Consider the following 11,782-nt stretch of genomic DNA (forward strand, 5'->3'; position numbering starts at 1 on the left):
GGGCTTCGCCCAATAGCTTCCTCGCAGCTAAGCGCATTCTAAGTAAACTTACATACGCTTACTGCTCGATTGCTGCTGTTTCTCAGTTTTCTTAAAATCAAATTATTTTTTTCGAAATTTATTTAACATTATATGCAGGTGTGTTACAATTAATCTGTTTTAGTGGCTAGTTTTACAAGCTGTATATATCATTAGAAGTTTTTTATGATATAATTATAATTTAGTAACAGTCGAACACAGTAGATGGGAGTGAATAGTTAACAATGGCACCTTTAAGAAAAGATATAGGAATCGATCTAGGAACGGCAAACGTACTTGTTTACGTAAAAGGAAAAGGTATCGTGCTGCAAGAGCCTTCAGTGGTGGCAATCGATACTAATACAAACGAAATAAAGGCGATTGGCGCCGACGCAAGAGCGATGCTTGGAAGAACACCTGGAAACATACAGGCAATAAGGCCCCTTAGAGACGGAGTCATCTCCGACTTTAAAATCACAGAAAGAATGCTTAAGTACTTTATCGCAAAAGTATGCGGAAATAAAAGATTCTTAAGACCAAGAGTCGTAGTAGGAATCCCAAGTGGAGCGACTGAGGTGGAAAAAAGAGCAGTGGAACAAGCCGTTTTGTCAGCAGGAGGAACAAACCCTGTCATAGTTGAAGAGCCTGTAGCGGCTGCAATTGGAGCGGGGATTGATATAACACAGCCTACCGGCAACATGGTGGTAGACATAGGCGGAGGAACTACGGATGTAGCGGTACTTTCCTTGGGAGGAATAGTAGAGAGCATATCCATAAAAATCGCCGGAGATAGATTTGATGAATCAATAGTAAGATATATGCGAAAAAGCCACAACGTTTTGATAGGCGAGCGTACGGCGGAAGATCTTAAAATCAACATAGGCTCAGCTTACCCTGCTGAGGAAGAGACGACTATGGACATAAGGGGGCGAGATCTTCTTTCAGGCTTGCCAAAGACCATCACCGTCACTTCTGAAGAGATCAGGATAGCTTTGAGCGACAATATAGGCGCAGTAATCAATGCAATCCATGGCGTACTGGAAAGAACGCCTCCTGAGCTTGCAGCGGATATAAGCGATACAGGAATTTACCTTGCCGGAGGAGGGGCTCTTTTAAAAGGCCTTGACATCTTGATCTCCGACAGAATGGGCGTGCCTGTAAACATCGTAGAAAATGCAGAATCCTCTGTTGCTTTTGGAACAGGCAAGATTCTTGACAACGTACATATCCTTGGAAGCGGCACCGGTAAAAAATCTTACGACTAAACACGGAAAAAATCCGTGTTTTTCCTTATTAAAATGATAGGATGCTAAAATGAACATAAACAAAAAGCCAAAACTAAAAATTAAAAATAAGAAGAGATTCTTTCTCGTCACAGGTATTATCGCGACTGTGTTGATTCTTACTGCCGTGGCGGTCAAGTTTTATTATGATATAAACAGGCCGGAAAACGTATTTAAAAACAGTGAAGAGCTTAGTGAAAAAGACGCATACGCTCAGTTTGACGGCAAAAAGATAAACATACTCTTTTACGGACTTGATAAAAATGAATACAGAGATACAGTGGCAGGCTACCAGCAGTACAGGGCAGATACGATAATGGTCGCGACCATCGATCTCGAAACAAAGAGCATAGAAATCTTATCCGTTCCCAGAGACACTTACGTGGATATCTACAACATAAATAACATGGACAAGATAAATGCAAGCTTCGCCCACGGGCAGCAAAGATCTTCCGATTACCGGGGTGACGAGATAAAGGCAGGTACGGATTATCTTAAAAGAACGGTAAGCGAGCTCCTTGGAGGCATTCCTATACATTTCTACATTGGGATAACCGATATGGACGTGGTAAACGACATTGTAGATGAAATAGGCGGGGTGGAGATCGACGTGCTTCATACCCTGTATGCAGACAAGGGCAAGGACAGGTCTAAAGTAAGGATAGAGGAGGGACTTCAGGTCCTCAACGGAAAAGATCTGCAGTATTATGCCAGGTACCGAGCCTACCCGGAAGGTGACATCGAAAGGGTAGCAAGCCAGCAGCATATAATAAAAGCAGTGTTTGATAACATGAAAAAGACGAACAGCTTGCTGAAAATGCCCAGGATTTATGAGATGGTATCTGAAAAGCTGGCAACGGATCTTAGCTTTAAGCAGATATCAGCACTTGCTTTGATAGCCATGGGCATAGACAGACAAGACCTTAACACTCACACCTTCCCGGGATATTTTGGAACATTAAACAGGGTATCCTACTGGGTGGTCAATGAAAGGGAAAGAGTGGATATCATTAAAGAGCTATACGGTATAGATGCAGAACTGAGAGAGCAGCAGGCAACAAGCGACAGGCTTATAAGCTTATCAGCATCAGTAGGTAAAAGAAGCCTGAAGGTTGGTGGGACTACTTCGGTGAACATCACTGGAAGGACTGCTGACGGACAGACAAAGACTTTTAGCGTAAGAAGCACCTCATATAGCATATCGAATGACGCTGTACTTCAGCTAAATGCTGATGGAACTATAGTAGCAAAAGGCAGCGGCGATGCCACAATAACCTTCAAGGTGCAAGGGGTGTCAACAAGCGTAAGCCTAAGCGTCGCTAAGACTAAAGTAGAAGAACCGCCGGTAGAGCAGCCCCCAGTGGATGAACCTGTGAATGAAGAGCCTGTTGAAGAGAAACCATCTGAAGAACCGGTGGAAGAAGAGCCGGTTGCCGACGAGTCAGAAAATCAGTAAGGGGAAAAGCGGAAAGTTGGAAAGTTGGAAAGTAGAAAGCGGAAAGTTGGAAAGGGACCAATACGATTGTTTGACAATCGTTTCCCGATTGCCCAACGACCGTTTAACATGTATTTCCCGCCTCACCGACCCACCGAACACGCCAAAGGAGGAGCTATGAAAAATAAAAAACTCATAATTTCAATCCTAGTAGCGATATTGGTTATCTCAACAGCTTGGGGAATCAATAAGTACCGGGACCTTCGGGACGCACAAAGGATTTTTCTTAAGCAGCAGGAAATCCAAAGAAAAATCGCTGAAGAAAAGCTGGAAGCCAGAGAGGATCTTAAGACGGTTTACCAGGAAGACAGGATAAACATCCTGCTGCTGGGATTTGATAAAAACGAATCGCGACTGGACAGATACCGGCTTTTCCGTCCTGATGGGATCGTTTTGGTCTCTATAGACCTCTCAACTGACTCTGTGGACATGATATCATTTCCCAGGGATGCTTTGGTGTGGATAGCCCACCGGCCGGGAATGGATAAAATCAATTCTGCATTTTATTATGGACACGATCTTGGAGGAGGAGAGACCCCCGAGGAAAAGATGAAGCTGGGATATTCTTACTGCGTGGATACGGTTAGCGAATTTTTAGGAAACATCTACATCAACAATTACGTAGCCATCGACATGGATGGTTTCAGAGAGCTTATAGATGACATCGGCGGCGTAGAGATCTACGTGGAAGAGGACATGTATGACCAAACCCGAGGAGGAGCCCTGTTTGCAGAAAAAGGCCTTCAAACACTAAACGGTTACCAGTACCTCGCATACGTAAGGGACAGGGGAACAGACAGCACCAAGGACAAGGACAGGGTGGCCAGAACCCAGGAATCATTTGAAATTGTCTTCAACCAGCTTAAAGAGCAGAATATGATAAGGCTCATGCCCCAACTGATAAACAACTACAGAAAAAACATCGACACAAATCTCAGCTTAAGCGAGATGGCTGCCCTTGGGATTTATGCCCAAAAGATAGAGCTAGGCAAGATGGGCAGGTACGTCGTAGAAGGGGAGTACGAGTACAGAGACAACAATATATACTATATACCAAACGAGGAGGCTAGGATAGACCTTGTAAAAGAGGTCTATGGCATAGACTTCCTTCCGGAAAGATAAAATAATAAACGCATGGTTATCCGTGCCAAGGAGGATGCTTCATGAAAGTAAGAAAAGCGATAATACCGGCTGCAGGATTGGGAACAAGATTTTTGCCTGCCACCAAGGCAATGCCCAAGGAGATGCTTCCAATAGTAGATAAGCCGACTATCCAGTACATTATTGAAGAAGCAATAGAATCAGGAATCGAAGAGATACTTATAATAACAGGCAGAAGCAAAAGAGCCATAGAAGACCATTTTGACAAATCCGTAGAGCTTGAACTTGAGCTTAAAGAAAAAAACAAGGATGAGCTCTTAAAATTGGTTCAGGATATTTCCGAGATGGTAAACATAAATTATGTCAGGCAAAAAGAAGCTAAAGGTCTGGGACACGCTGTTTTGTGTGCAAAAACCTTCGTAGGCAATGAGCCTTTTGCAGTCTTGCTTGGGGACGATATTGTGTACACTGAAGATAAGCCTGCCCTTAAGCAGCTAATAGAAGTGTATGATAAGAAAAAAGCATCAGTTCTAGGCGTGCAAAGCGTGAAACATGAAGATGTAAGCAAATATGGAATAGTATCAGGTGAAAAAATCGGGGACAGGCTATTTACCGTGGACGACCTGGTGGAAAAGCCTGCACCTGAAGACGCCCCAACTAATGTAGCTATTCTTGGAAGATATATTATAACTCCTGAGATATTTAGTATATTGGAGCACACGGGAAAAGGCGCCGGTGGCGAGATTCAGCTTACCGACGCACTTAAGGAACTTGCCGGACAGGAAGCTATGTTCGCATATGACTTTGAAGGCAAGAGATACGACGTAGGAAACAAGCAGGGGTTCTTGGAAGCGACTGTGGAATTTGCCCTTAGAAGAGACGACCTGAAAGATGAGTTTGCAGAATATCTTAGGGGATTGAAGATATAGCTAAGGGTTCGCTAAAGCTCACGAAAATGGCGCAACGCGGGTGTTTCAAGTAATAAGTTCTAAGATATAAGTAAAAGCAGGAAGTTGGAAAGTGGTTAGTTGGAAAGTTGGAAAGTTGGAAAGTTGGAAAGGAAAAACCTTTTAATTACTTAAATCTTACAACTTTTTTACGAGACGGAGTCTCATTTCTCGACTGCATAGCAGTCATTTCCCGTAGGGCGAAGCCCTGCGTCCCACAGTCGCTTCAGCGACTAAACGACCGTTTAACATGTATTCCCCGACCCACCACCTATTACACTCTGCCGTATGGCCGCCAAAGGAAGGACAATAATATGAATCATCCTATAGTGATATACCTGACGTGTCTAGGCATTGCCGTAGCCCTTACCCCAATCGTATCTAAGCTCGCACTGGCTATAGGGGCTGTAGACAAGCCCAACACGAGAAAAGTTCATACTAAGCTGATGCCTACCTTGGGTGGATTGGCCATATTCGGTGCATTTTACATCGGTCACCTTCTGTTTGAATATCCCCACTTTCAGTTCAACGGAATATTCATAGGAAGCCTGATCATTGTTGCTACGGGAATAATAGACGACAAATACGAGCTAAGTCCCAAAGCGAAGATTTTAGCCCAAATTGCTGCAGCTACCGTAGTCATATTCTCTAGTCAGCTTTACTTTAGATCAATCGATCTTCCCATCATAGGGGAGATAAGGCCGGGTTATTTCGGTTACGTACTGACTTATATCTGGATAATAGGCATAACGAATGCCATCAATCTTATAGACGGCTTGGACGGCCTGGCATCGGGAGTGGCGTCGATAACTTTCCTTACGATGTTCGTTCTGGCTACCAACATGAACGACTATTTCGTAATGACATATGCGCTTATACTTGCGGGCAGCAGCACAGGATTTCTCGTCTATAATTTTCACCCTGCGAAGATTTTCATGGGGGATACGGGAGCCATGTTCTTAGGGTACATAATATCGGTATTAGCATTAATGGGCTTTAAGAATGCCATGTTCATATCATTTGTGGTGCCCATACTCATACTGGGAGTGCCGGTTTTTGACACGATGTTTGCCATAATAAGAAGGAAGCTCAGAGGACAGTCTTTTGCCCAAGCGGACAAAGAGCATCTTCATCACCTCTTGATGAGCAGCAACGCGTCTCAGACAAAAACTGTGCTGATAATATATATGATCAGCGCCCTGTTCAGCGCCGTAGCGATAATATATAGCCTGGTTTCACCAAATGTCGGTTTAATAATACTTGTTTTGGTTTATATTTTTATTGAAGTGGTAGCAGGGAAGATGGGGCTTTTGGACAAGTATTTTTTCCCTTTTTCCAAAGTCGTAAAGAAGTTAAACAATACAAGCAAGAGCAAAGACTAAAAAATGATGAAAGGAATGAACACATGAAGCACAACACAAAGAGGATAATTACTGCAGCGATAGCACTCATGATAGTATTTACCCTAGTCCTAACGCCTCTGCTGGCTATTTAAGGCGGGGTGTATGGTTCTGTGGACAACTAACATGGGTGATGGTATAATATTTAACAGGCGCTTAACAAACAAGCCCTAGAAAATAACAAATAAGAACTTGGAGTATAGGTGATAAAATGAGAAGAGTACTTACTTACGGGACATTTGATCTTTTGCACGAGGGACACATAAACATATTAAAGAGGGCAAAAGAGCTTGGAGACTACCTAATAATAGGTCTGTCAAAGGACGAATTTAATGCCATCAAGGGCAAGGAGCCTTCATATTACAGCTACGAGGCCAGAAAGAAGCTTTTAGAGGCTATCAGGTATGTGGATCTTGTAATACCTGAAATGAACTGGGAACAAAAGATAGACGACGTGAAGAAATACGATGTTGACGTGTTCGTTATGGGCGACGATTGGGAAGGCAAGTTCGACTTTTTAAAGGAATATTGCGAAGTAGTTTATTTGCCGAGAACCGAAGGCATATCCACTACAAAAATCAAAGATGATTTAAAGAAAAAGATCGAAAATTTGCTTTAAACATTTCAAGATGCATTAAATAGCTTAATGCTTAGACAGAGATGCATAATGCATCTCTTTTTTTATAGAAAATAAAGAAGGAGAGTACAGTGATATGATGGATTGCCTTATCCCTGATATTATGAAGGAGAGTATCCGAAAAGAGATCGATCTAAATAATGCAGTAATAGACAATACCAAAAGTCAGGTAAATCTGGATGATGAAATCAGCAAGCCTCTGGTCAGAACGCTGTCTGATCATTATGCGGAGTATCTGGATAAAGGAAAAATTATTATGATCAGCGATATACTGTTTGACGGCAGGTATGAAGCTGACTTAATCCAGAGAATTAAAAACATTGTTCAAGCAATTGTTTTGGAATCCTTCGCAAAGAGCAACGGTTTGGATTTAAATGATCTCCCCGGGGATATGAGGGTAGCTACAGCCGGATTGAAGATCGATGACTTTGCTTTTGATAACGACAAGGCTTGCATAACCCTTTCAGGCAAGACTGATCTTGAAGACCCGTCTGTCTTGTTGCTTGACGAGAAAGAATCCATATTCAAAAAAGCTCATGCCAAAGAGGGAAAACTGTTCTTTGATGTGATTGGCCTGTTAAAGCAAAAAAAATACAGGGTATTTGTCTTGGACAAAGCCAAGGTCTACAGTTTAATAAGCGCAGATCCGGATGTGATCTCTGTGGAGCCTTATGCTTTTCACAAAAACGTCATGTACATCCTGTCCTATGAAAATAAAGGCATATGCATAGCAAAAAAATCGATCAGAAGCGACATAAGGATCAAAGATGCAGATATCATAGAAGAGGATATTATCTTAAAAATTGATATCCGGGAGAATGTCAAGCATTGCCGAGTCTACATAAAGGGAAGAAAAACGAAGGAAGTGTTAAAGATTCCCGCTGAACTGGATGACAAGGGAGAAATGGCATGTGTAATCGATACGAAAGAGCTGCCAGAAGAGAAGTTTTCAGATGTATATGTTTATACAAAGACTGATGCCTGGGAAAAGATAGAGGTGCTTTCAGGTAAAGAAGCCTATTTCGAAAAAAAGGGGCTTGCAGGTAAAATCGAGTTTGCGGTCGTTACCACTAAAGGCAGGGCAATAGCCATTGAAAGAGTAAACCAAGGCCGATGGATAACCAGAAGACAAAACGTCATCAGAGGCAAGCTCATGAAGCTGATTCAGCAAAAGACGGAGGCAGACAAGAACATAGCCATATTTGAAAGTTACGGAGGACGTCAGTATAGCTGCCATCCAAGGGCTATTTACGAATACATCCAAAAACAAAGGCCGGACATAAAGTGCATATGGAGCGTGGATAAAGGCAACGAGAAGGTATTTAAAGAAAATAATATACCCAGGGTAAGGAGATTTTCTCTTAAGTGGATTTGGCTGATGTCAAAGGCAAGGTATTGGGTCAGCAATGCGAGATTTCCTTTGTGGGTAAGAAAGCCTGAAAAGACAGTTTACCTGCAGACCTGGCACGGGACTCCCCTTAAGCGTCTGGGCGCTGACATCGAGGCAGTTTTCATGCCGGGGACAGATACCTTTACCTATAATAGAAATTTCTATAGAGAATCCAGAAACTGGGACTATATGGTTTCCCCCAACAGGTTCTCCACCAACGTTTTTTCCCGAGCATTCGTCATAGACAAGGAAAATATAATTGAGAGCGGTTCTCCAAGGAACGACTTTCTAATAAGAAACAAAAACAACGAACAATTGATCGAGAAAATCAAAAGAAGCCACGGGATCCCCTTGGATAAAAAGGTGGTCATATATGCTCCAACCTGGAGAGACGATCAGTTTTTTGCTAAATCAAAGTACAAGTTCAGCACAGCCCTTGATTTGGAAAAACTAAAAAGAGAGCTTGGGGATGAGTACGTGGTCATCCTCAGGATGCATTACCTCGTGGCGGATGATATCGACTTGACGGGCTTTGAAGATTTTGCGTATAATATTTCGACAGGGGACATAACACAGCTGTACCTGATATCCGATATCCTGGTGACGGATTATTCCTCTGTATATTTTGACTACGCCGTACTTGGAAGGCCAATGGTTTTTTTCATGTACGACATTGAAGATTACAGAGACCGGTTAAGAGGCTTTTACTTGGATGTAGACAGCTTCGTTCCCGGACCCATAGTAAAGACAAATGAAGAATTGGCATCAGAGATCAAAAGGGCCAATCCCGATAACGAAAATTTGAAACGTTTTCTAAAACAGTTTTGTGCGCTGGAGGATGGAGAGGCGACAAAAAGAGTTTGTGAAAAGATATTTAAGACGTAAATCGAAGGTGATGATTTTGAACAGCATAAAAAGTCTTATAGCAAAAAACAGGACACTTGCCAACTTGCTGCTTGCAGGCATCAGATTTATTAGAACGATGGCCTACGAAGCTTTCATTGCAAGATTTAAGATAAAGCCCCAAAAGGTTATCTTCTGCAGCCACTTAGGCAGAAATTTTTCTTGCAGCCCCAAGGCGATTTACGAAGAGATGATAAAAGACAGCCGTTTTGACGGCTACGAAATCGTATGGGCCTTTGACAACCCAAAGAGCTACAGCATTGGGAGGGGAGAAAAGACAAAGTACTTAAGCTTTAAATACCTATACCATTTGTCCACATCGAGATACTGGGTATTCAACGCAAAGATGCCTTCAAATTTCCGCAAAAAAAAGGGGCAGACCTACCTGCAGACTTGGCACGGAACCCCTCTTAAGCGTCTGGCTGCGGATATTGAGGTAGGTGAAGCCTCTACTTTCTACAGGAGCAAAATGACCAGGGAAAAGATGGTTGAAAGCTACCTAAAAGACTCTGCCAGATACGACTATATGATATCTGCAAACAGGTTTTCCACTAAGGCTTTTATGAGTGCTTTCAAGATTAAAAAAGACGTGATCATAGAAACGGGATATCCTAGAAACGATGTTCTCTTTGACGCCACAAAAGAGAAGATAAATAAGCTCAAGGAAGCCTACAATGTGCCTAAAGATAAAAAAGTAGTGCTTTACGCCCCGACTTGGCGGGACAATGCCTATGACGAAAAAGGATACGTATTTGAGCTTGAAGTAGACTTTGACAAGTGGCACAAGGCTTTGGGTGCTGACTACGTGGTAATCTACAAGCCCCATTACCTGATATACGACACCAAGAATAAAAACATGCCCAAGGATTTTGTAATAGACGCAAGCTCATGCCAAGACATAAACGACTTGTATATAATAAGCGACATGTTAGTTACCGACTACTCGAGCGTCTTTTTCGACTACGGCGTGCTAAAACGGCCGATGCTGTTTTACATGTACGATCTAGAGCAGTATAGGGACAATTTAAGAGGGTTTTACTTAGATATTTACAAGGACCTGCCGGGACCTGTCATTGAGGAGGAAAATCAGCTTCTTCAGAGCATCATCGATATCGATGAGGTCCTAGCGCCCTACGAAAAACAGATAGAGGGCTTTTACGAGGAGTACTGCTCCTTTGATGATGGAAAAGCGAGCAGACGTGTACTGGACATCGTATTTAAGCAGAGGATGGAGTAGATCATGGAAAAATTCATCGCTTACATAGTGGTCAAGCTGGCCTGGTTTTTTACCTGGCCGATGCCCGTGAAAAAAAACAAAATACTGTTCATTTCCTACTTTGAGTCAAAGCTCACAGGAAACTTCAAGCTGATCAGCAAAGAGCTTGAAAAAAGCGACAAGGACTACGAAATGGTGTTCATGATAAGAAAGTTCAAAAATACCCTGTGGGCCAAGTTCAAGTATTTATTCAGCTTTGCGGTCCAGACGTATCACATAAATACTTCAGCGGTAGTTCTCCTGGACGGCAACAACTTTCCGGTAAGCAACATCAAAAAAAAGGATGATACCAAAGTCGTCCAGATATGGCATGCATGCGGAGGGATCAAAAAATTCGGCTGCGACATAAGCAGGCGATTTCCCATTAAAAATTACGGCTACGTATATGTCGCCGGGGAGGCCTTTAAAGAAAGCTTTTCATCTGCCTTTGATATATCAAAGGAGAGGATAATCCCTCTGGGCGTTGCAAAGACGGATATCTTATATGATAAAGACAAGATGGAAGGCTACAAAAAGGAAATCTACAGGAGATACCCCGTTCTTGAAGGAAAGAAGGTCGTACTCTACGCTCCTACATTTCGAGGAGACGGAGCGTTTGAGCTAAAGTACGTGAATCTCGATATGGCTTATCTAAGCCGCAAGCTAGGTGAAGAATACGCGATAGTCTATAAGATGCACCCCTTTTTAGAAAAGATCAACTTAGATAAAAACGGTTCGGATAACATAATTAACGCCAACAAGGTGGACATCTACAAGCTGTTTTCAGTGGCGGACGTTCTCATATCCGATTACTCTGCCATAATATTTGACTATTCAATACTTGAAAAACCGATTATATTATATACTCCCGATCTTGAGGAGTACGAGAGGGACAGAGGATTCTACTACGACTATAAAGAACTTGCCCCGGGACCGATTTGCAAAACGGAGAAAGAGATAATCAACACTATCCTTACGGAGCAGTACGATCTGGAAAAGGTAAGGAATATGAAGTACAAATTCTTCGACCACCACGACGGAAAGTCAGCTAAAAGAGTAGCTGAGCATATTGAAGAGCTTATGGGATAGGTGGAAAAGTTGGTCAGTTGGACAGTTGGAAAGGAAAAACCTTTTAATTACTTAAAGCTTACAACTTTTTTACGAGACGGAGTCTCATTTCCCGACTGAATAGCAGTCATTTCCCGGTGGGACAATGGTTAAAGGTTCGCTTCGCTCACGTGGGATGGCTCCCTTTGGTCGCGGGAAAAGCTCGTTTTACTCGCGAGAAAAGCGCAACGCGCGTATTGAAATCTTGCTTTTAGAGACAGTTTTTACGAGACGGAGTCTCATTTC

General features: G+C 42.6%; 9 protein-coding genes. All 9 read left to right on the forward strand.

Translation table 11 applies throughout. The features are described 5' to 3' along the window. The first annotated feature begins 263 nt into the window (after nt 1–263). On the forward strand, nt 264–1,283 hold the full coding sequence (gene mreB, locus BUB93_RS11005) for a rod shape-determining protein (RefSeq protein WP_073272214.1): 1,020 nt from the start codon (nt 264–266) through the stop codon (nt 1,281–1,283). A gap of 49 nt (nt 1,284–1,332) precedes the next feature. Then, the gene (locus BUB93_RS11010) at nt 1,333–2,757 is read left to right on the forward strand and encodes an LCP family glycopolymer transferase (RefSeq protein WP_073272217.1); all 1,425 of its coding nucleotides are present in this window, start codon (nt 1,333–1,335) and stop codon (nt 2,755–2,757) included. A 156-nt stretch (nt 2,758–2,913) separates the two neighbouring features. Further along, complete coding sequence (locus tag BUB93_RS11015) at nt 2,914–3,918, forward strand: LCP family protein (protein ID WP_073272219.1); 1,005 nt, start codon at nt 2,914–2,916, stop codon at nt 3,916–3,918. 41 nt (nt 3,919–3,959) lie between these two features. Then, a complete protein-coding gene (galU, locus tag BUB93_RS11020) occupies nt 3,960–4,826 on the forward strand; it encodes a UTP--glucose-1-phosphate uridylyltransferase GalU (RefSeq protein WP_073272223.1) in 867 nt (288 codons plus the stop codon). A gap of 332 nt (nt 4,827–5,158) precedes the next feature. Further along, on the forward strand, nt 5,159–6,226 hold the full coding sequence (locus tag BUB93_RS11025; RefSeq protein WP_073272226.1) for an MraY family glycosyltransferase: 1,068 nt from the start codon (nt 5,159–5,161) through the stop codon (nt 6,224–6,226). A gap of 229 nt (nt 6,227–6,455) precedes the next feature. After that, on the forward strand, nt 6,456–6,863 hold the full coding sequence (gene tagD, locus BUB93_RS11030; protein ID WP_073272229.1) for a glycerol-3-phosphate cytidylyltransferase: 408 nt from the start codon (nt 6,456–6,458) through the stop codon (nt 6,861–6,863). 94 nt (nt 6,864–6,957) lie between these two features. Continuing rightward, nucleotides 6,958–9,156 carry a CDP-glycerol glycerophosphotransferase family protein gene (locus BUB93_RS11355; protein ID WP_143159105.1) on the forward strand — a complete coding sequence of 733 codons (2,199 nt, stop codon included), beginning with the start codon at nt 6,958–6,960 and terminating at the stop codon, nt 9,154–9,156. Between the two features lie 16 nt (nt 9,157–9,172). Continuing rightward, the gene (locus tag BUB93_RS11040; RefSeq protein WP_159432083.1) at nt 9,173–10,411 is read left to right on the forward strand and encodes a CDP-glycerol glycerophosphotransferase family protein; all 1,239 of its coding nucleotides are present in this window, start codon (nt 9,173–9,175) and stop codon (nt 10,409–10,411) included. Between the two features lie 3 nt (nt 10,412–10,414). Further along, complete coding sequence (locus tag BUB93_RS11045) at nt 10,415–11,518, forward strand: CDP-glycerol glycerophosphotransferase family protein (protein WP_073272232.1); 1,104 nt, start codon at nt 10,415–10,417, stop codon at nt 11,516–11,518. The last annotated feature ends 264 nt before the right edge of the window (nt 11,519–11,782 follow it).

The sequence above is a fragment of the Alkalibacter saccharofermentans DSM 14828 genome (genome assembly GCF_900128885.1).
Taxonomy (GTDB): Bacteria; Bacillota; Clostridia; order Eubacteriales; family Alkalibacteraceae; genus Alkalibacter; species Alkalibacter saccharofermentans.